Raw genomic sequence first — 20,427 nt, forward strand, 5'->3', positions numbered from 1 at the left:
CTTAACCAATTGGCGCAGGGGGAAAGCGCCCTCTTGGACAATGCGACCTTTAAGGATCAGGCAATATGCTGCCCCGCCGGTTTGGAATGTGCGCGATTCTCCTCCTCGCGGGCTGCGCCTCCTTGCCCACGCCGGAGCCGCCGGAGCCGCAAGCCGCGGTGGTCGTGGTCGAGGAACCGCCCGCTTGGGCAAAGGACATCAATCCGGCCGATCGCGACCGCATCGACAGGCTCGACCAGGCGTGGATGGAGGCTTTGGCCGATGCCCGCATGGGGCGCTTCGGCCGCCGCATCAGGGAGGAAGGGGCGCTGCTCGATCCCGACGCCGCCCTCCAGCGGCCGGCCCCGTCGCCCGGATCCTATATGTGCCGCCTGATCCGGTTGGGTGCAGACGATCGGCGGGAACCGCCCTTCACCGCCTTCCGGCCTTTTTTCTGTTATGTCGGGGTTGCTGACAACCAGCTCAGCATCACCAAGCAGACCGGGTCGCAGCGTCCCGCGGGCTATTTGTGGGAGGATGACGATCCCGATCGATTGATCTTTCTTGGATCCCTCGCTCCCGGCGATGACGAGCCTCTCGCTTATGGCGAGGATCCCACCCGCGATGTCGCCGGCCTGTTCGAACGTGTCGGGGCTTTCCGCTACCGCCTGGTCGTTCCCTGGCCAAGGAACGGGGCGAAGCTGGAGGTCTACGAACTGATCCCGGCGCCGATCCAGGACGACTGAACCACCTGCTTGACATTGCATCGCCGGCTATGTCCCAAATGCATTCCGACCGAGGAGGCAGCATGGCGACCATCAGCGTTATCTATCCGCAGGGCGAGCAGGCGGAATTCGACTTCGAATATTATCAGTCGCAGCATCTGCCGCTCCTGACCCAGCGCTGGGGCCCGATGCTCGCCGGCGTGGAAGCGTTGCGCGGTACTGCGACCCCGGACGGTCGGGAAGCTCCCTATCTCGCCATCGCCCTCCTCCGTTTCACGTCGATCGAAGCGCTGAAGGCGGCGACCGGCGGCGAACATGCCGCCGAGATCTTCGCCGACATACCCAAATTCACCAACGTCCGGCCGATCGTCCAGATCAACGAGCAGGTTCCTTACCCAGCTCGCCCCAGGGGATTGAGCGCGTAGCGCTTGTCGAACCGCCTAGCTTCCCGTTAGGAGCGCGGGAAAGGGAGCGACACATGAAACTCGACAATCAAATCGCAGCCATCGTCACCGGCGCCGCATCCGGCCTCGGTGAAGCCACCGCCCGCGCGCTCGCCGAGCGCGGCGTCCGCGTCGCCGTGTTCGATCGCGATGCCGACAAGGGACAGGCCGTGGCGTCGTCGATCGGCGGGATCTTCGCCCAGGTGGACGTCACCTCCGACGAGGCGGTCGACGCCGGCCTGGCCCTGGCCCGCGAAGCCCATGGGCAGGAACGCATTCTCGTCAATTGCGCTGGGGTCGCCACCGCCGCCAAGACGGTCGGCCGCGACAAGGAAACCGGCAAGCCGAAGCCCTATCCGATCCAGCAGTTCGAGCTGGCTATCCAGATCAACCTGATCGGTACATTCCGCATGATCGCCAAATCGGCCTTCGGCATGGTCAGCCTCGATCCGCTGGAGGACGGGGAGCGCGGACTGATCGTCAACACCGCTTCGGTCGCCGCCCAGGATGGCCAGATCGGGCAGGTCGCCTATTCCGCATCGAAGGCCGGTGTGCTCGGCATGGCGCTGCCGATCGCGCGCGATCTGATGGGGGAGGGGATCAGGGTCAATACCATCCTGCCGGGCGTGTTCGAAACGCCGATGGTGGCGATGATGCCCCAGAATGTGAAGGATGCGCTGGCCGCCCAGGTGCCGTTTCCGAAGCGTCTCGGCCGTGCCGAGGAATATGCCCGGCTGGCCGTGTTCATGGCCGAAAATACCTATCTCAACGGCGAATATGTCAGGCTGGACGGCGCCATCCGGATGGCGCCGAGATAAGCAGCCCGGACGCACCCTGGATCCCCAGGGGAGGGAAACCTGCGCGCCTGTTACGGGTTGCGTCGCCCCTCGATCAGGCTGTCGACCAGGGAAGGATCGGCCAGGGTCGATGTATCGCCCAGTGCGTCATGTTCGTTGTGGGCGATCTTGCGCAGGATGCGCCGCATGATCTTGCCCGAACGCGTCTTGGGCAGGGCTGGCGTGAACTGGAGATGGTCGGGCGTCGCGATCGGCCCGATTTCCTTGCGGACATGCTGGCGGAGCGCCTGTTCTAGCCCGTTGCTGGGCTCCTCGCCTGCAAGCAGGGTGACGTAACAATATATGCCCTGGCCCTTGATGTCGTGCGGGTAGCCGACCACGGCCGCCTCGGCGACCAGGGGGTGGCTCACCAGCGCCGATTCGACTTCGGCGGTGCCCAGGCGGTGGCCGGAGACATTGAGCACGTCGTCGACGCGGCCCGTTATCCAGTAAAAGCCGTCCTCGTCCCTGCGGCAGCCGTCGCCGGTGAAATATTTGCCTTTGTAAGTCGAAAAATAGGTCTGCACGAACCTTTCGTGATCGCCATATACGGTGCGCATCTGCCCCGGCCAGCTGCGCGTGATGCAGAGATTGCCCGAGGCCGCGCCCGGCAGGACTACGCCCTCGGCGTCGACCAGTTCGGGCACGACCCCGAAGAAGGGAAGTCCTGCCGATCCGGGCTTCATGTCGTGCGCGCCGGGTAGCGTCGTGATCATGATGCCGCCCGTCTCCGTCTGCCACCACGTATCGACGATCGGGCAGCGGCCGTCGCCGACCACCTGGTGATACCAGCGCCAGGCCTCCGGATTGATCGGCTCGCCAACCGATCCGAGCAGACGGAGCGAAGCGCGGTTATGCGCCTTCACGGGATCGTCGCCTTCCCGCATCAGCGCGCGGATGGCGGTCGGCGCGGTGTAGAAGATATTGACCTGATGGCGGTCGATCATATCCCAGAACCGGCCGAAATCAGGATGATTGGGAACGCCTTCGTACATCAGCGTGGTCGCGCCGTTGGCGAGCGGGCCGTAGACGATATAGGAATGGCCGGTCACCCAGCCGACGTCGGCGGTGCACCAGAAGATTTCTCCTTCCCGATAGTCGAACACGAAATGGAACGTGGCGGCGGTCCACACGGCATAGCCGCCGGTCGTGTGCAGCACGCCCTTGGGCTTGCCGGTGGATCCGGACGTATAGAGGATGAAGAGCGGATCCTCGGCACCCATCGGCTCACAGGGCAATTCGCCGGCATCGGCCCAGGCTTCGGGATCGTACCAGATGTCGCGGCCCGTGCTCGCCACTTCATTGCCGAGGTGACGGATCACCAGCACCGCGTCGACCCGCGGCCCATCTTCCAGCGCGGCGTCCACATTGGCCTTGAGCGGCACCAGCTTGCCGCCGCGCATGCCGCCGTCGGCCGTGATCACGAAGCGGCTCTCGCAATCCTCGATCCGCCCGCGCAATGCGTCGGGTGAAAAACCGCCGAATACGACGCTATGGACCGCCCCGATCCGCGCGCAGGCGAGCATCGCAACCGCGGCTTCCAGGATCATCGGCAGATAGAGCGTCACCCGGTCGCCGCGGGAAACTCCGGCAGCCTTCAGGCAATGCGCCATCCGGACGACCTGCCCGTGAAGCTCGGCATAGGTCAGGCTCCGAACCACTCCGGGCTCGTCGCCTTCCCAGATCAGCGCCTTCTGATCGGCGCGCGCCGGCAGGTGCCGGTCCACGCAATTGTAGCAGAGGTTGAGGACGCCATCCTCATACCATTTGATATCGACCGGATCGAACGACCAATTGCCGATGACCGAAGGTTCCCGCACCCAGTCGATGCGTCGCGCCTGGTCTCGCCAGAAGCCGTCCGAATCCTCGAGCGAATGTCGATAAAGCGTCTCATATTTTGCGGGCGGGCAATGGCTCCCGGCCTGCGCTTCGGGGGAAAGGGCGACTTTGTCGTTCATGGATAGATCCTGGGATTGACCGGAAAAGCAGCGGGAGAAGGCATAGCTGCCCAGATGGACGCAGGCCAGTTTTCATAGGCGTGTCACATCCAGGTTGCAGTACCGGAATTCCAGGTTCGATCGGCGCTGGGTCTGCTTGCGGCGACATGATCTGGATCAGCATGTTCTTGCGGAACTTCGCTGGAATTACACGCATTTAGCTCGATCATGTCGCCCCAGGCCAGTCCAGCTTATCTGCAATCCGCCTGGGAAGATCATCGTGAAACAGGAGACTGGCGGTGAAGCCCATATTCTTCGGCGCGAAAAGCGATGCTGCCACCCGGATGATGACGGCGTGCATGGCGGTGACCGAAGCTGGAGTCTATCGGGGCCCTCATTATTACAGCCACCGACCTATGATTCGGGTCCAGCTCGATTTGGGCCAGCTGGAAAATTGGCCCTCGTACCTCATTCCCGACTTCACGGACCGATTGCTTGCACTGCTCCCTGGCCTGGAAGGGCATGGTTGCAGCCTCGGCCGACGCGGTGGGTTCGTGAAGCGACTGCGCGAAGGCACATGGCTTGGCCATGTCGTGGAGCATGTCGCGCTCGAGCTCCAGTCGATGGCGGGGTCGCCTGCGACGCGTGGCAAGACGCGGTCCGTCAAGGGCAAGCCGGGCGTCTACAATGTCATGTTCGCTTACGATGATGAACATGTCGGGCTGATGGCGGGGCGGGTTGCAGTCGAACTCGTCGCTTCCCTGCTCCCGCAGGATCTGCAGGGCGTGACGGGCCTGGACCGCATCTGGAAGCTGGACGGGGAGTATCAATTCGAAAGGAGGCTTGCCGACTTGAAGCGGCTTGTCCGCCGCAATTCTCTGGGTCCCACCACCAGGGCCTTGGTGGACGAGGCCCGGCGCCGGGATATTCCCGTCACGCGGCTCGACGACCGCAGCCTCATTCAGCTCGGCCAGGGACGATATCAGCAGAAAATCCGGGCAAGCATAACCGGCCGCACCGGCCTCATCGCGACGGACACGGCAGGCAATAAGAGTCTCACGAAGAAACTGCTGGACGAATCCGGTATTCCGGTGCCGCGGGGCGTCGCAGTGCGCACGGCGGAAGACGCCGTGAGACAGGGATTGAGGCTCGGTTTCCCGCTCGTCACGAAGCCGCTTGACGGCAATCACGGCCGGGGTGTGACGGTCGGGATCATGGACGAGGATCAGTTGCGCTTCGGATTTGCGGCGGCGCAGGCCGAAGCCAAGTGTCGCGATGTTCTGGTGGAGCGCCATTTCGCCGGCAACGACCACCGAATCCTGGTTGTCGACGGCAGGGTGATTGCGGTCGCGGAGCGTGTACCAGCGCAGGTGGTCGGCAATGGTGTAAGCAATATCCGCCAGCTTGTTGCCAAAGTGAATCAAGATCCGAGACGCGGCGACGGTCATGAAAAAGTCATGACCCGCATCAAGATCGATCATCTGGTCGAGGAGTTCATCGGCCGTGCGGGCCTGACGCCCGATAGCGTGCCCCCGGCCGGGCAATTGGTGCCGTTGCGCGCGACCGCCAACCTCTCCACCGGCGGAACCGCGATCGACCGGACGAACGAGATCCATCCGGACAATGCGGAGATCGCGCGGCGCGCCGCAATGATCATCGGCCTGGACGTTGCCGGGGTGGACTTCGTCTGCCCCGATATCGGCTGTTCGGTGCTGGAGACCGGCGGCGGCGTTATCGAGGTGAACGCCGCCCCGGGCCTTCGCATGCATATCGACCCGTCGGAAGGCCCGCCGCGGGATGTCGCCCGCCCGATCATCGAGATGCTGTTCCCGGCCGGTCGGCCCAGCCGCATACCGATCATCGCCATCACCGGCACGAACGGCAAATCGACCGTGGCCCGGATGACCAAGCACGTGCTTCGCTATACCGGCTGCACGGTCGGGCTGACGTCGACCAGCGGGGTCTACATAAACGATGTTCTGGTCCATGCGGGAGACGCCACCGGTCCGCGCAGTGCCCGCATGATCCTCCGCGATCCGACCGTGGACGTTGCGCTATTGGAAACGGCCCGCGGCGGTTTGCTGCGCGAGGGGCTGGCCTTCGATTCCGCCGATATCGGTGCCGTGCTGAACGTTGCGCCCGACCATCTCGGCCTCAAGGGGATCGAGACGCTCGAGGATCTGGCGAATGTCAAATCCCTGATAGTGGAAACGGTGCGACGGCGCGGGACCAGCATTCTCAACGCCGACGATCCTTTGACGGCCAAGATGGCCCACCGTGCCGGCGGGCGCGTCATCTGGTTTTCGCTGGCGGGTTCCGACACGTCGCCGATGCTGCGCGACCATATCGATTCGGGGGGAAGGGCGGTGGTTCGCGAGGCCGGCGAGGATGGCGGGGTCATCATCCTGTACGACGAAGCGCGCCGCGAGCAAATCATCAAGGTCGGGGACATACCGGCAACGCTCCTCGGTATGGCCGAATTCAACGTGGCCAATGCTCTTGCCGCGATCGCGATCTGCATCGCCCATGAGGTGCCTATCCTCACGATCAGGTCCGCTTTGGCTCAGTTCCGTTCGACCTACGAGCAGAATCCTGGCCGCCTCAATGTCCACGATGCACATGGATATCGCGTGATCGTCGATTACGCGCACAATGCCGCCGGACTGACCGCCTTAGGCGCCGTCGTTCGCGGCCTCGGCCGCTATCACAAGCGTACGATCGGCGTGATCTCGATTCCGGGGGATCGCCGCGACGACGATATACGCGAAATGGGCCGCATCGCAGGCAGCATCTTCGATCTCCTCTTTTTCAGGGAGGATCCCGGAACCCGCGGGCGGGAACGCGGCCAGATCATGGGCCTGCTGCAGGAAGGCGCGCTCCAGTTTGGCCATCCGCCCGAGCTCATTCACATGATCGCGGGCGAACAGGAGGCGACGGCAGCGGCACTCGCTGCCGGCGAGCAAGGCGATCTGATCGTGATTACGCCGACGGAAGTCGAAAAATGTTGGAGGCAGGTGACGGAATATCAGCCTGGGAATTTGCTGCATTTCCCGCAGGCGCCCCAGATTGCGGCGGAATAGTGCGTGCCGGCCAGCAACCAGGCCCGTTGGGCCCTGATCGTATATGGTGGCGCCAGGGACGTGCGGCCGGGCGAGGCGGAACCCAGGATGTTGCTGAGGAATGACGAGGATGCGTCGGCCAATGCATGAACAAGGAAGCAAGGGCTGTCTGATCATCATCGGCGGGAATGAGGATCGGAAGGACGAACGCAGGATATTGCGAGAGGTGGCGCGCGAAGTGCGCGGAGGGAAGCTCGTCCTCGCCACCGTCGCCAGCCGTCGCCCGGAAGGCTATTTCGACGATTATCAGCGCGCCTTCAGCGATCTCGATCTCGGGGATCTGGTGGAACTCTATGTCGAGGATCGTGTCGAGGCGGGGGATCGAAGTAAATTGAGCGTGCTCGACGACGCGGCGGGCATTTTCTTTTCCGGTGGAGACCAGCTCCGTATTACCAGCCAGATCGGTGATACCGGCATCGAAGCCAAGGTTCGGGCGCTTTACGAGCGGGGCGGCGTCGTTGCCGGAACCTCGGCCGGAGCGTCGGTCATGAGCGAGACGATGCTCGTGAAGGGAACCAGCCAGATCACGCATCGGATCGGCGATCTGCACATGGCGCCCGGGCTCGGGCTGATCCGTGACGTCATCATCGATCAGCATTTCGCCGAGCGCGGTCGCTTCGGGCGCTTGATCGGCGCAGTCGCCCACAATCCTCGCGTACTCGGCATGGGTATCGACGAAGATACCGCGGCAATCGTCCGTGGGGACCGTATCGACGTGATCGGGAGCGGCGCGGTTTATGTCGTGGACGGAACGCACGTCACCCACTCGAACGTTGCCGAAGGCCAATCGGATTGCGCGCTGGCGCTGCACGACGTCCGCGTCCACGTTCTTCCCGACGGCAATGGCTATGATTTGAAGGAGAGGCGACCGATCTCGCCCGACAATTAAGTCGGGGTGAAAAATCCGGCGGTCAGTCCCCGACCTTCTGGGCAAGGAAGCTCGGGATCGGGCCGTTCCAGCCCTCCTCCTCCTGCTCAGGCGTTTCGCTGCGGTGGCGCCGCTCCGGGGCGGGGCGTGGCTTGCGCTCGGCTTTCCGGGAAGGCTCCTCGGGAAGATGGGACTGTACGGCTTTTTCCGGAGGGGCATCGCTCTTGGCGCGGCCCCGTCCGCCACGGGGCTTCCGTTCGCGCGGTTCGCCTTTCGCCGCAGGAGGGGAGGCCGCCGTATCGGCCTCGGTCGCCGTTGGACCACCAAGCGCTGGGCCATCGAATGCGGGGATCGCCAGGCCGGTCAGTTTCTGGATCGCAGCCACCGCCTCGGCATCATCGGGGGTGGCGAGGGTAATGGCGACGCCGGTGCGTCCGGCGCGTCCGGTACGGCCGATGCGGTGGACATAATCGTCCGGATGCCAGGGGACGTCGAAATTGAAGACGTGGCTCACGCCTTTGATGTCCAGGCCGCGGGCGGCCACGTCGGAGGCGATCAGGATATTGATCTCCTCGGCCTTGAAGCGATCGAGTTCGCGGATTCGTTCGGCCTGCTCCATGTCCCCGTGGATCTGTCCGGCGCGGAAGCCCGCGCGCTTCAGGCTCGTCGCGAGCTCGCGGACCGTCGTCTTGCGGTTGCAGAACACGATCGCGGTCTTGACCTCGTCGCTGCGCAGCCGGTCGCGCAAGGCATCCTTCTTCTTGCGGGCATCGACCTTGAGCAGCCGCTGGTCGATCAGGGCGTTTGACGAAGCCGGGCGCGAGACCTCGATCGTCTTGGGATTGCTCAGGAATTTGTCGGCCAGTTTCTTGATGGGCGGCGGCATCGTCGCCGAAAAGAGCAGGGTCTGCCGGTTGGCCGGCAGCTTGGTGCAAATCTCCTCGATATCCGGAATGAAGCCCATGTCGAGCATCCGGTCCGCCTCGTCGATGACGAGCAGGTTGCAGCCGGTCAGGAGGATCTTGCCGCGTCCGAACAGGTCCATCAGGCGGCCCGGCGTCGCGATCAGCACGTCGACGCCTTTTTCCAGCGCCGCCATCTGGTCGCCCATGCTGACCCCGCCGATCAGCAGCGCCATCGAAAGCTTGTGATATTTGCCGTATTTCTCGAAATTCTCGGCGACCTGGGCGGCCAGCTCCCGCGTCGGCTCGAGGATCAGCGAGCGCGGCATGCGCGCCCGGCTCCTGCCTTGGGCAAGAATGTCGATCATCGGCAGGACGAAACTGGCCGTCTTGCCGGTGCCGGTCTGCGCGATTCCGATCAGATCGCGGTTCATCAGCACGGATGGGATCGCCTGGCGCTGGATCGGCGTCGGCTCGTCATAGCCGGACTCCGTAACGGCGCGGAGCAATTCGTCGGAAAGGCCGAGATCGGCAAAGGTCATGAATGGTCCGAATTGAGGGCTTTGAGCAGGGAGCGGCTTGGGCGACGGGGCAGCCGCTTGTCAAGCAAAGCTCATTGTTCGATGCGGGCGGGGAGGCGGCGAACCGGCTGCAAGGATCGGAAAGCTTCTATCCCGCATTGCCCGCCCATTCGGGACCGAATGAGGTCCCTGTCGGCGCAGACCAGGCCGTCCGGATTGGGATCGATATAGAAGCCGTAATAATAATCGAGCGCAGGACAGCTGTTGGCGAGCCGGGCGCGGAAACGGCGGTTATTCTTGAGGATCAGGTCGACGCTGCTGCGGCCCCTGATCCTGGCGCCGGCAATATTCTGGGCACGGATGCATTTGGGTCCGCGCCCCTCCCGCCAGGTGATGAGGGAGGTCTGCAGCGATGTGCGCGCGGCCCGGGCGGGCACGCGGACGACGATTCGCTCGCGCACGATGCGGGTATATCGGGTTGGCTGCGCCGGCTCCGGCGCGGGCTCTGCTCCCACCCCCATCGTGACGAGCAGCATCGCGGCTGCGCTCCAGATCATGAATGCCTGCGCTCCATTGCCCCTGCCTTTGACGATCGGGCTTGAACAAGGGATTAATCCCCCTCCTGCGCGCTGCGTCTACCGGTGCCGTAAAAATGTGCCATAACGGGAAGCATCGGCGCGACGCAAATCGGCCCGGCGCTATTCCACCTGCGTCCTCGCCCTTGCGGAAAGCCCGGTCGCGCCATAGACGGGGCGCCGAACGCGGGGGCCGCAAGGGCGTTCCCGACATATGATGATGGAGACCTGAATATGGCGAGCCAAGCGCCGTCCAACTCGATGCCGATCTTCTACGGCAATCTGGAGCCGCTTTCGAGCACCCAGCATGGTGCCTTCAAGCTGCGCCAGCGCGACAAGGCGCCGCAGCTCGCCAAGATTCACGCCGTCCCGATCACCATCGACGAATTCGTGTCCGCACAGCGTTTCTATCCGATCATCTTCTCCGTCGGCGAAAATCCGGTGCCGCTGGCGCTGATGGGACTGCATGAAGGCGTGAACGTCTTCGTGGACGATCAGGGCGTGCCGATCGGCCAGACCTACATTCCCGCTTATGTCCGCCGCTACCCGTTCATGCTGGCGCGGCTCAGGGCCGATACCGACGAATTGTCGCTCTGTTTCGATCCCACCAGCGAACTGGTCGGCGCTTATGAGGACGGCACCGCCTTGTTCGATGGCGGCAAGCCATCCGAAGCGACCAATTCCATCCTCAAATTCTGCGAGGAATTCGAGCTTTCGGCGCAGCGCACCAACAGTTTCATGAAGGAAGTGAAGGAACTCGATTTGCTGATGGACGGCGAAGTCGCCATCCAGGCGTCGGACAGCGACAAGCCGTTCATCTATCGCGGCTTTCAAATGATCTCGGAGGAAAAGTTCCGCGAGTTGCGCGGCGATGCCCTGCGCAAGATGAACCAGAACGGCATGCTTCCCCTGATCACGGCGCATCTTTTCTCGCTGCAGCTGATCCGCGAGGTTTTCGCCAAGCAGATCGAGCAGAAAAAAGGCCCGAAGCTCGAGGCGGCGAAGCCGGCCGCGAAGGGCAAGGGCAAGGCATAGAGCCTGATCGTTTGAGGCGGAAGCGCTCGGCGCTTTCGCCGATGACGTGAATCAGGCTCTACTCGAATGTCCGGAGTCTGATCGTTTGAGGCGGAAGCGCTCGGCGTTTTCGCCGATGACGTGAATCAGGCTCTACCCGAATGTCCGGAGTCTGATCGTTTGAGGCGGAAGCGATTCGGCCTTCCGCCGGTGGCGTCCCGGTCGTTGTGCGCCGGGCTCTCGCCAGGCTTCAGCCGATGACCTGCCGATAGACCCGCAGCAGGTTCTCGCCCATGATCTTCCGCAAATCGGCTTCCTTGTAGCCGCGCTTCGCGAGAGCATCCTTGATGATGAACATCTTTTCCGGAACGTCGANATTCGGCCTTCCGCCGGTGGCGTCCCGGTCGTTGTGCGCCGGGCTCTCGCCAGGCTTCAGCCGATGACCTGCCGATAGACCCGCAGCAGGTTCTCGCCCATGATCTTCCGCAAATCGGCTTCCTTGTAGCCGCGCTTCGCGAGAGCATCCTTGATGATGAACATCTTTTCCGGAACGTCGATTTCTTCGATGAACGGTGGCCACCTTAGGTCGACGCCTGCCTTGAAATTGAACTGCTTGTGGAAATCGTGGAAGGCCTTTTCGGTCGGATAATAAGAGCGCCAGCGCGTCAGCGGCGCGTCGCTTCCGAATGCCACATGATCGATCCCGACCAGCTGCACGACATGATCGATATGGGCGATATAATCGTCGAGCGTCGAGCGCGGCTTGCTGCTGACGAAGAAGTTCACCGTGGCGATGCCCATCACGCCGCCTTTCTGGGCGAGCGCGCGTATCTGCTCATCATCCTTGCACCTGGGATTGTCGTTCAGCGCCCGGCAGTTATTATGGGAGAATAAGACCGGCTTTTCCGACTGGGCGATGGCGTCCAGGCTGGTTCTCTTCCCGCAATGGGCGAGGTCGACGATCATGCCCAGTTGGTTCATCTTCTTGACCACGTCGACGCCGAAATGGCTGAGGCCGGTATCGTGGCGCTCCGTGCAGCCCGCGCCGAGATCGTTCAGCTCATTATAGGTGAGCAGCATCATCCGGATGCCGAGATTGTAGAAGAATTCGACATTATCGAGCTTGCGATCGAGATGCGTCCCGTTCTGGAAACCGAGCATGACGCCCAGCCGCCCGGAATCGCGGGCCGCCAATATGTCGGACGAACTCTTCACATGGATCAGGCGGTCTCCATGCCTGTCGAAAATGCCATGCCACATGGCCAGGTCGGCCACGGCCTGTTCGTAGCTGAAAGGAGGATTGCCGGGCGCCCCCAGGGTCGTATCGATCATCGACATGCCCGATTTAGGAATGGCCACCAGCCCTTCTTCATTCACCGCCACGCCGCCCAATGCATCAATGAAGAGCATCCTGTCGGCCGGCTTGGGAGTCTGCGCGCTTGCCGATAGCGGCCTGCCCAACGGGCCGAGCGCGATCGCGCCCGCGGCGCCCGCGAGGATCGCCTTTCGCCGGGACAAGTCGGTCATATGCTTCCCTCCCATGCCGTCTGCTTATGCCGCCTGCCTGCCGTCGCCTTCGGCCTGGCGTGCACAGGGCGCTTCCCAGCGCATCTTTTCAGACGAATTCGGCATCAGTGCAAGGGCGGGATAGGGTGTGTCCTGGCATGGGCGCAGAGGGTCTCCGGATCATGTTCCGCAGGGGGAGCTCCGAGCGCCCGCGCCTACCTGCAGCATGCGATATGACCAGAAAAGCACAACTTCTTGTAAAAATCCGCAAATGCCCTAAATTGGGGTTGACGTGCTTCGCATCCCCCCTTTGCGGAGCCGCGTTACGCCCGATGAGGGCGTTCTCCCTGAACCTTGGCCACCTCGCGCTCGCGCGAGGTGGTCTTTTTCATTCCGCCGCGATCGCCTCTGTCTCGGCTGCCCGAAATGCCAAGGCGGCGGCGACCGAAGCGATCAGCGCGGCCATTGCGTCAAAGCCGGGGCCGGGAGAACGCAGGTCCGACGCCAGATAGAGCGATCGGTCGATTTCGATCTGCAACGCATGGATGCCCGTGACGGGACGTCCGTGTCGGGCGGTAATATAGCCGCCGGCATAAGGCGCATTGCGTCCGGAGACGAGGCCGGCGGCGGCGACGGCATGGCTTGCCGCGTCGACCAGGCCCGGGCTGCAGCTGGTTCCGTAGCGGTCGCCGAGCACGATCGGGGCGGTTCCGGCATGCTCGTCCCGCGCGGGCATGGAATGGCAATCGAGCAGGATGGCATAGCCGTGGCGGGACCGGGCGGCCTCGAGCATCTCTTCCAACGTCTCGTGATAGGGGCGGTGGACCTCGTCGATCCGCCGGCGGAGCTCGCCCGCCGTCATCCGTTGACGCCAGATCGGGCCGGCACCGGCCATGCGCGACGGGACGAGGCCGAGCCCGCCGCGGCTGCGCGGGGATTGCAGGATGGAGCCGGCCGGCGGCGCCGGCGCGACGATGGCGGGGTCGATTTCGCGCTCGTCCCGGTTTAGATCGATCTCCGCCCGCGGCACATCGGCGATGAGGGCGCAGGCGCCGTTCGCGACCGCTCGCCAGACCAGCCGGTCGACCAGCCTGTCCTCCAGCGATTCCAGTGTCGTCAAGGGCAAGCGCGACGATCGGAGCAGCGCGTCCGTATAGGATCGGCCCGCATGCGGAACCGACAGCACGACCGGCGAAGACGGCCGGGCCGGGCCGGTGCGCCGGAAGGGAAGGGCGGCGGGCGAGTCGGTCATTTCCATCTTGCGATTAGATAGTCCGTATTTGGCACGCAACCGCACGGCACCTTATTTTGTCCCGAAATCGGTCCGCCGCATGCTGGCAAAGGACGGGCGGTTGAGGCATAAGGGGGACGCAGCAGGGGGGCTATGCCGCCTCGATGGGCCGGAGCGCGAATGATCAGGATCTTGCTTGCAGAAGATGATGACGCGATGCGGGTCTATCTCGCGCGCGCCCTGGAACGGTCCGGCTATGAAGTGGTCTCGGTCGACCGCGGCACGGCCGCCTTGCCGTTTCTCGAATCCGAGCATTTCGATCTGCTTCTCACCGACATCGTCATGCCCGAAATGGACGGAATCGAGCTCGCGCAGCGCGCTGGCGGGATCGCACCCGACATGCGCGTCATGTTCATCACCGGCTTCGCCGCGGTGGCGCTGCGGGCGAGCAAGGCGGCGCCGAGCGCGAAGGTCCTTTCCAAGCCCTTCCATCTTCGCGATCTGGTCGCGGAAGTCGATCGCCTGTTCCAGTCGGAAGACCAGCATGGAAGATTGTGAAGGCGGCTTGCGCAGGTCATGACCCCTCGCTAGTAGCCCCCGTCGTGGGCGTGTAGCTCAGTGGTAGAGCACTGTGTTGACATCGCAGGGGTCGCAAGTTCAATCCTTGCCACGCCCACCATTTTCTTCCGGTGGCCGATGCACGCAAATCCCCTTTGACGGTTCGGTTCCGCTCGAATCGGACTTTGTCCGTGTGAATGCCTGTCCTCCGTAGGATCCCTGATAGGCCGCGCCGTCCCGCCGTCTTAGCCTTCGTCCGATATCGACGGAGGGTGGCATGAAGAACGTACTTCTATTGGTGCACGAAGATCCTGGCCAGGAGGCCCGGCTTCAGGCGGCGCTCGATCTCACGCGCGCGCTGGAAGGGCATCTCGTCTGCCTGGATGTCGCCGATCTCTACGCTCCGGCAGCCGCGATGGTGAACGTTCCGGTCGAAGTCTCGGACATGGAGGAGGATCGTCTCGATCGCCGCACCCGGCTGGAGGATCGGCTCGCGCGCGAAGGCGTGTCCTGGACGATGAACCAGGCCCTTGGCGACCTGGCCGCTTGCATCACGCGCGCCGCCGGCCTGTCGGACGTCATCGTCCTCAACCGCAGGCTCGACAGCGATCCGGTTCCGGACATGCGGGGAATCGTGTCGCAGGTGGTGCTCAAGGCGCGCAAGCCCGTCCTCGCCGTTGCCGAATCCTGTCAGGGCATCGATTTTTCGGGACCGGCCCTGGTCTCCTGGGACGGATCGCTCCCGGCGACGGCGGCCCTGACCGCTTCGGTGCCGATGCTGAAATTGGCGCGGTCGGTGAACCTGCTGGAAATACAGGGCTCCTCTTCCGGTACCGTCCGGGACGCGGCCATCTATCTGTCGCGGCACGGCGTGCATGCCGACGTGGACCTTCTGGCCTGCTTCAAGGACAGCGCGCATGAAACGAGCGCGGTGATCCGCGAAGTCTGCCTCCAGAACGCTTATTCCTATTGCGTGATGGGCGCCTATGGAAACTCGCTGGTCAGGGAGACTTTGCTGGGCGGCGTGACCAGGCGCATGCTCGCCTTCAGCGAAACGCCACTGCTGCTGGCGCACTAGACGGTTATGCTGGAACGGAAAATTCGTCCGCCGCCATCTGGATCGCTTCATAGATCTTGTCGAGATCGGCTTCGTCGATGCAATAAGGCGGCATCACATAGATGCTGTTGCCGAGTGGGCGCAGCAGCAGGTCGCGGTCGAGGAAGAAGCGCAGCAGCTTCGGCCCCAGCTCGGACAGATAATCGCACTTCGGCTGCTCCATTTCCATCGCGGTGATGGTCCCGATCTGCCGTCTGTTGGTCACGCCGCGAAGAGAGGCGAGCCGCGCGCTCTGTCTTTGTCCGAGCGCGGCGATCCGCTCCAGCACCGGTTCTTCTTTCCAGATCGCCATATTGGCATTGGCGGCGGCGCAGGCGATCGGATTGGCGGTGTAACTGGAAGAATGGAAGAACATCCGGGCGCGGTCTTGCGAAAGATGCGCCTCGAAGATCGGTGCCGTCGCCATCGTCACCGCCAGCGGGACGCTGCCGCCCGTCAGTCCCTTGGAAAGGCACAGCAGGTCGGGGACGATTTCGGCCTGTTCGCAGGCGAGAAGCGTGCCCGTCCGGCCCCAGCCGGTCATCACTTCGTCGGCGATGAACAGGACGTCATGCGCGGCGCAGATCGCCCGCATCTGGGCCAGCACGGCCGGCGCATAGATCAGCATGCCGCCGGCGCCCAGGATCAACGGCTCCACGATGAAGGCGGCGGGCGGCTCCGGGGCGCGGCACAATGTTTCCAGGGCGTCCAACGTCGCCTGTTCCTGTCCCGCCTTCGGAAAGGGAATGGTGGCCACGTCGAACAACAGCGGCGCATAGCTCCGATTGAAGACCCCGCGCGCGCCTACCGACATGCCGCCGATCGTGTCGCCATGATAGCTGCCTTCCATCACGACGATGCGGTGCCGGGCCTCTCCGCGATTGTGCCAGAAGCCGAGCGCCATCTTCAGCGCCACCTCGACGCTGGTCGAACCGCTGTCGGAAAAGAAGACGTGGGCCAGCGGCGCCGGCATCATGCCGACCAGGCCGCGCGCCAGTTGCTCGGCCGGCTCGTGGGTGCAGCCGGCGAAGATCACCTGGTCCAGCCTCTGCGCCTGGTCGATGATGGCCGCCATGATGCGGGGGTGGCAATGGCCGTGGGTCGTCACCCACCAGGAAGAGATGGCGTCGACGATGCGGCGGCCGTCCGTTGTATGCAGCCAGGCGCCTTGCGCGCGCGCGACCTCCAGCGGCCTCTCGCCGAGGCCGTGCTGGGTGAAGGGGTGCCAGACCGGCGAATTCACCGGAAATCCTCGATGCGGAAATTTTCGCGGAAGGCCGCCGCCAGACTGTCCGGCGCAAGCGAAGCAAGGATCGGCAGGCGGCCCAGCCGCTTGACGCTGCCGATCCGGCAGATCGTGGCTTCGCTATCCTCGACCGCGTCGCCGACGAAGGCGATGCCGAGGATGGCGATCCGCCTTGCCCGCAAGGCCTCGATCGACAACAGGCTGTGGTTGATCGTGCCGAGGCCGGTCCGCGCCACCAGCACCAGCGGCAGCGCCCAGCGCGCGAACAGATCGGCGAACAGGATTTCCTGCGTCGCCGGGACGAGCAGGCCGCCGGCGCCCTCGATCACCAGCGGATCCAGGTCCGGCGGCACGATCGCCGCTGGGTCGATCTCGATCCCGTCGATCGCCGCCGCGCGATGCGGGGAGCAGGGCGTCGCCAATCGGTAGCGTTCGGCAAGGATGCGGCCCGGCTCCAGCCCGGATAGCCGCTCCACCGTCTCGCTGTCGGTCGGGGCGTCGAGCCCGGCCTGGACCGGCTTCCAATAATGAGCGCCCAGCGCGCCGGCCAAGGCGGCGGCGAAGATGGTCTTGCCGACGTCCGTATCGGTGCCGCTGACGACGATCCTCATCGCCGCGCCTCGGCCAAGGCGGCGGCGAGCGCGTCCACCGCTTCTTCGTCCACGTTCAGCGTCAGCGAGATGCGAAGGCGCGACGTGCCAGGCGCCACCGTCGGCGGCCGGATGCCGCGCACGTCGAAACCGCCTTGCTGCAGCGTGGCGGCCACCGCCATCGTCGCCGCTTCGTCGCCGATGATGAGCGGCATGATCTGCGATCCGGTCGGGGAGGCGCCGAGCGGCACCAGCGCGCGCGCAGCATGCTCGATCAGGTTCAGCAGGCGCGCCCGGCGTTCCGGCTTGTCCGCGATGAGCCGCAGCGCCGCGCGCACGCCCGCGGCGATCAGCGGCGAGGGCGCTGTCGAGAAGATGAAGGCCCGCCCGCGGTTGATCAGGAAATCGCGGACGATCGTGGGTCCGCAGACCAGGGCCCCTTCGCAGCCGAGCGCCTTGCCGCAGGTGCGGATCGTGACGACATTGCCGCGCCCTTCGAGATGGGCGGCAAGACCGCGCCCGCCTTCGCCGAATATGCCGGTGGCATGGGCCTCGTCGATCAGCAGGATGGCGTCGTGCCGGTCGGCGATGGTGATGAGGGCATCGAGCGGCGCCATGTCGCCGTCCATGCTGTAGAGGCTTTCGATGGCGATCCAGGCGCGGCCGGTGCCGCCGCTTTGCCGCCATTCCCCGACCGTCTCCTCGAAGGCGATCGGATCGTTATGCCGTGCCGCCGTCGCGTCCGCGCGGCTCAGGCGCATTCCTTCATGGCTGCTGGCATGGATCAGCTCGTCATGGACGATGAGGTCTCCGCGCTGGGGCAAAGTGGAAAGCAAGGCGGCATTGGCGGCATAGCCGCTGGAAAAGAAGAGGGCGCTTTCCGATCCGAAAAAGGCGGCCGCTTCCGCTTCCAACCGCTCATGCTCCTCATGATTGCCGCGCAGCAGCCGCGACCCGCCGGAGCCGACCGGGACGCCCCGCGCCAGCGCTTCGGCGAAGGCCTCCCGCAATTCCGGGGCCGCAGCGAGCCCGAGATAGTCGTTGGACGAAAAATCATGCCCGGCGCGCGGGATCAGCCGGCGCCTGCGGCTGGCGCGCGACAGCGCCTCGAGATCCTGTTGATGGCCTTGCAGGAGGGACATTGCGGGTGCCGTAGCGTCCTCGGCTGAAAGGCGCGACAGCTTTTGCACCTCTTGCCTGCCATGGCCGGTTGCGGGCAGGGAAGGGGAAAGGGCGAGGAGGGCATATGTTCGACATCGGGGAATTGCGGGAGGCCCAGGCCGTGGTCGGGAAGCATATGCAGCCGACGGCGCAGATCGCCTGGCCCTTGCTTGCCCAGCGGCTCGGCGCGCAGGCCTGGGTCAAGCATGAAAATCACAACCCGACCGGTGCCTTCAAGGTGCGCGGCGGCCTCACTTATGTCGACCATCTCGTCCGCTATTCCGGCGCCGTAAGTCTCGTCACCGCCACCCGCGGCAATCACGGCCAGAGCATCGCCCTTGCCGGCGGCCTGTACGGCGTTCCCGTGACGATCGTCGTCCCCATCGGCAACAGCGTCGAGAAGAATGCGGCGATGCGCGCTTATGGCGCCGAGCTGATAGAACATGGCCGCGACTTCGACGCCTCCCGCGACGAGGCCCGGCGCCTGTCCGGGGAAAGGGGCGCGCTGATGGTCCCCTCCTTCGATCGCAACCTCGTCGTTGGCGTCGCCACTTATGCGCTGGAGCTGCTGACGGCTATTCCCGATCTCGACCTGCTCTACGTGCCGATCGGCCTCGGCTCGGGCATTGTCGGCTGCATCATGGTGCGGGACCTGCTGGGCCTGAAGACCCGCATCATCGGCGTCCAGTCCACCGGCGCGCCCTCTTATGCTCTGTCCTTCGCGGCCGGCCATCCGGTCCCGACCAATGACGCCGTCACCAACGCCGACGGCATGGCGACGCGCGTGCCCGATCCGGTCGCGGTCGAGATGATCAACAAGGGCGCCGACCGCATCGTCACCGTCAGCGACGACGAGGTAGCCGAAGCGATCCGCATCTATTGGTCGGACACCCACAATCTCGCCGAAGGCGGAGGCGCCGCCGCCCTCGCCGCCGCCCTTCAGGAACGCGAGCGCATCCAGGGGAAGAAGGTCGGCCTGGTCCTGTCCGGCGGCAATATCGACGCCGCCTTGTTCCAGTCCTGGTTGTATCCGGGATAAGCTTTACGCCCCTGCCGCAAGCGGCGGGGGGAGTTCGTCAGCTCAAAACCCCACGGCTTCCTTCGCCCGGCAAGGCTTCGCTTCCGTCTCCGCCGCGACCATGCCCAGCTTCGCCATCATCTCGGCATCCGCATCCGCGCCGGCATTGCCGGCGGTCAGCAATTTGTCGCCGGTGAAGATCGAATTGGCGCCGGCCAGGAAGCAGAGCGCCTGGGTGCTTTCGCTCATGCTCTCGCGGCCGGCCGACAGGCGCACGCGCGCTTTCGGCATGGTGACGCGGGCCACCGCAACCGTGCGGACGAACTCCAGGTCGTCGATCTTCACATTCTCCTCGGCGATCAATTTGTCGCCGAGCGACGTGCCGCGCACGGGGACCAGGGCGTTGACCGGGACGCTTTCCGGATGGACGGGCAGGGTGGAAAGGGCATGGATGAAGCCGACCCTGTCGTCGCGCGTCTCGCCCATGCCGACGATCCCGCCGGAACAGACCGCCATGCCGGCCGCGCGCACCCGGGCCAGAGTGTCCAGCCGGTCCTGATAGGTCCGGGTGCTGATGATCTTCTCATAATATTCGGGCGAGCTGTCGACATTATGGTTGTAATAATCGAGTCCCGCATCGGCGAGCCGCCTGGCCTGGTCGTCGTTCAGCATGCCCAGCGTCATGCAGGTTTCGAGGCCCATCGCCTTGACCCCCGCCGTCATCGCGCAAAGCGCCTCCATGTCGCGCTTCTTGGGCTCGCGCCACGCCGCGCCCATGCAGAAACGGTTGGATCCAGCCGCCTTGGCCGCCGCCGCCGATGCGAGCACCGCATCCACGTCCATCAATTTTTCCGCCTTCAGCCCGGATTTCGCGAAGGCCGACTGGCTACAATAACCGCAATCCTCGGCGCAACCGCCCGTCTTGATCGACAGCAGGGTCGAAAGCTGCACCTCGTTCGGCCGATGCCACTCGCGATGCACCTGCTGCGCCCGCCACAGCAGGTCCATGAACGGCATGTCGAACAAGCCGCCGATCTCGTCGCGAGTCCAATCGGTGCGGATCATCTCTTACCTCCAGGGGCGCCCAAGGCTGCCGTCGAAT

At 64.4% G+C, this 20,427-nt stretch carries 20 protein-coding genes and 1 tRNA gene; 11 read left to right on the forward strand and 10 right to left on the reverse strand.

Annotated features, from left to right (window positions below):
- The first annotated feature begins 65 nt into the window (after window positions 1-65).
- From RQX22_RS17695 to RQX22_RS17705, 3 genes are all read left to right on the forward strand, one after another.
- Window positions 66-725 (forward strand): DUF4893 domain-containing protein, encoded by a 660-nt coding sequence (locus tag RQX22_RS17695; protein ID WP_315728296.1) that lies wholly within the window; start codon window positions 66-68, stop codon window positions 723-725.
- 62 nt (window positions 726-787) lie between these two features.
- Window positions 788-1,129, forward strand: a complete 342-nt coding sequence (locus RQX22_RS17700) for an EthD family reductase (RefSeq protein ID WP_315728298.1) — start codon at window positions 788-790, stop codon at window positions 1,127-1,129.
- Window positions 1,130-1,182: 53 nt separating this feature from the next.
- Window positions 1,183-1,965, forward strand: coding sequence for an SDR family NAD(P)-dependent oxidoreductase (locus RQX22_RS17705; protein WP_315728300.1), 783 nt, complete (start codon window positions 1,183-1,185; stop codon window positions 1,963-1,965).
- A gap of 50 nt (window positions 1,966-2,015) precedes the next feature.
- Here the strand turns inward: RQX22_RS17705 and acs are convergent, their stop codons facing one another.
- Complete coding sequence (gene acs / locus RQX22_RS17710; RefSeq protein ID WP_315728302.1) at window positions 2,016-3,941, reverse strand: acetate--CoA ligase; 1,926 nt, start codon at window positions 3,939-3,941, stop codon at window positions 2,016-2,018.
- Between the two features lie 278 nt (window positions 3,942-4,219).
- On the opposite strand from acs, the gene cphA reads away from it, so the two are divergent.
- From cphA to RQX22_RS17725, 3 genes are read left to right on the forward strand one after another with little or no spacing between them, the layout of a single operon-like run.
- Window positions 4,220-7,000, forward strand: a complete 2,781-nt coding sequence (cphA, locus tag RQX22_RS17715; RefSeq protein ID WP_315728304.1) for a cyanophycin synthetase — start codon at window positions 4,220-4,222, stop codon at window positions 6,998-7,000.
- A 3-nt stretch (window positions 7,001-7,003) separates the two neighbouring features.
- Window positions 7,004-7,129, forward strand: a complete 126-nt coding sequence (locus RQX22_RS17720) for a hypothetical protein (protein WP_315728306.1) — start codon at window positions 7,004-7,006, stop codon at window positions 7,127-7,129.
- Complete coding sequence (locus RQX22_RS17725) at window positions 7,122-7,928, forward strand: cyanophycinase (protein ID WP_315728308.1); 807 nt, start codon at window positions 7,122-7,124, stop codon at window positions 7,926-7,928. Before RQX22_RS17720 ends, RQX22_RS17725 begins: the two co-directional genes overlap by 8 nt.
- A 22-nt stretch (window positions 7,929-7,950) precedes the next feature.
- Here the strand turns inward: RQX22_RS17725 and RQX22_RS17730 are convergent, their stop codons facing one another.
- Entirely contained in the window at window positions 7,951-9,351 is a 1,401-nt protein-coding gene (locus RQX22_RS17730) for a DEAD/DEAH box helicase (protein ID WP_315728310.1), read from the reverse strand.
- 71 nt (window positions 9,352-9,422) lie between these two features.
- A complete protein-coding gene (locus RQX22_RS17735; protein WP_315728312.1) occupies window positions 9,423-9,887 on the reverse strand; it encodes a hypothetical protein in 465 nt (154 codons plus the stop codon).
- Between the two features lie 252 nt (window positions 9,888-10,139).
- On the opposite strand from RQX22_RS17735, the gene RQX22_RS17740 reads away from it, so the two are divergent.
- The gene (locus tag RQX22_RS17740) at window positions 10,140-10,940 is read left to right on the forward strand and encodes a SapC family protein (RefSeq protein WP_315728314.1); all 801 of its coding nucleotides are present in this window, start codon (window positions 10,140-10,142) and stop codon (window positions 10,938-10,940) included.
- A 229-nt stretch (window positions 10,941-11,169) separates the two neighbouring features.
- On the opposite strand, the gene RQX22_RS17745 is transcribed toward RQX22_RS17740, so the two are convergent.
- The 3 genes from RQX22_RS17745 to RQX22_RS17755 all read right to left on the reverse strand — a co-directional run bounded on the left by RQX22_RS17745 (window position 11,170) and on the right by RQX22_RS17755 (window position 13,677).
- Entirely contained in the window at window positions 11,170-11,277 is a 108-nt protein-coding gene (locus tag RQX22_RS17745) for a membrane dipeptidase (RefSeq protein WP_315728316.1), read from the reverse strand.
- A gap of 74 nt (window positions 11,278-11,351) precedes the next feature.
- Complete coding sequence (locus RQX22_RS17750) at window positions 11,352-12,446, reverse strand: dipeptidase (RefSeq protein ID WP_315728318.1); 1,095 nt, start codon at window positions 12,444-12,446, stop codon at window positions 11,352-11,354.
- Window positions 12,447-12,813: 367 nt separating this feature from the next.
- Window positions 12,814-13,677: an N-formylglutamate amidohydrolase gene (locus tag RQX22_RS17755; protein ID WP_315728320.1), complete on the reverse strand. Its 864-nt coding sequence runs from the start codon at window positions 13,675-13,677 to the stop codon at window positions 12,814-12,816.
- Between the two features lie 159 nt (window positions 13,678-13,836).
- Between RQX22_RS17755 and cpdR the strand changes: the two genes are divergently transcribed.
- The 3 genes from cpdR (at window position 13,837) to RQX22_RS17770 (ending at window position 15,292) form a co-directional block, all read left to right on the forward strand.
- A complete protein-coding gene (gene cpdR, locus RQX22_RS17760) occupies window positions 13,837-14,214 on the forward strand; it encodes a cell cycle two-component system response regulator CpdR (RefSeq protein ID WP_315728322.1) in 378 nt (125 codons plus the stop codon).
- A 46-nt stretch (window positions 14,215-14,260) separates the two neighbouring features.
- A tRNA-Val gene (locus RQX22_RS17765) sits at window positions 14,261-14,335 on the forward strand.
- A 156-nt stretch (window positions 14,336-14,491) separates the two neighbouring features.
- A complete protein-coding gene (locus RQX22_RS17770; protein ID WP_315728324.1) occupies window positions 14,492-15,292 on the forward strand; it encodes a universal stress protein in 801 nt (266 codons plus the stop codon).
- A gap of 4 nt (window positions 15,293-15,296) precedes the next feature.
- Here the strand turns inward: RQX22_RS17770 and RQX22_RS17775 are convergent, their stop codons facing one another.
- From RQX22_RS17775 to RQX22_RS17785, 3 genes are read right to left on the reverse strand one after another with little or no spacing between them, the layout of a single operon-like run.
- The gene (locus RQX22_RS17775) at window positions 15,297-16,553 is read right to left on the reverse strand and encodes an adenosylmethionine--8-amino-7-oxononanoate transaminase (RefSeq protein WP_315728326.1); all 1,257 of its coding nucleotides are present in this window, start codon (window positions 16,551-16,553) and stop codon (window positions 15,297-15,299) included.
- Window positions 16,550-17,167 (reverse strand): dethiobiotin synthase, encoded by a 618-nt coding sequence (bioD, locus tag RQX22_RS17780; RefSeq protein WP_315728328.1) that lies wholly within the window; start codon window positions 17,165-17,167, stop codon window positions 16,550-16,552. The genes RQX22_RS17775 and bioD overlap by 4 nt, the downstream gene beginning before the upstream one ends.
- Entirely contained in the window at window positions 17,164-18,288 is a 1,125-nt protein-coding gene (locus RQX22_RS17785) for an 8-amino-7-oxononanoate synthase (RefSeq protein WP_315728330.1), read from the reverse strand. Before RQX22_RS17785 ends, bioD begins: the two co-directional genes overlap by 4 nt.
- 104 nt (window positions 18,289-18,392) lie before the next feature.
- Between RQX22_RS17785 and RQX22_RS17790 the strand changes: the two genes are divergently transcribed.
- A complete protein-coding gene (locus RQX22_RS17790) occupies window positions 18,393-19,346 on the forward strand; it encodes a threonine dehydratase (RefSeq protein ID WP_315728332.1) in 954 nt (317 codons plus the stop codon).
- A gap of 42 nt (window positions 19,347-19,388) precedes the next feature.
- Here RQX22_RS17790 and bioB read toward each other — a convergent pair whose 3' ends face one another.
- Window positions 19,389-20,390 (reverse strand): biotin synthase BioB, encoded by a 1,002-nt coding sequence (gene bioB, locus RQX22_RS17795; RefSeq protein ID WP_315728334.1) that lies wholly within the window; start codon window positions 20,388-20,390, stop codon window positions 19,389-19,391.
- Between the last annotated feature and the right edge of the window lie 37 nt (window positions 20,391-20,427).

Source organism: Sphingosinicella rhizophila (genome assembly GCF_032378825.1).
GTDB lineage: Bacteria > Pseudomonadota > Alphaproteobacteria > Sphingomonadales > Sphingomonadaceae > Allosphingosinicella > Allosphingosinicella rhizophila.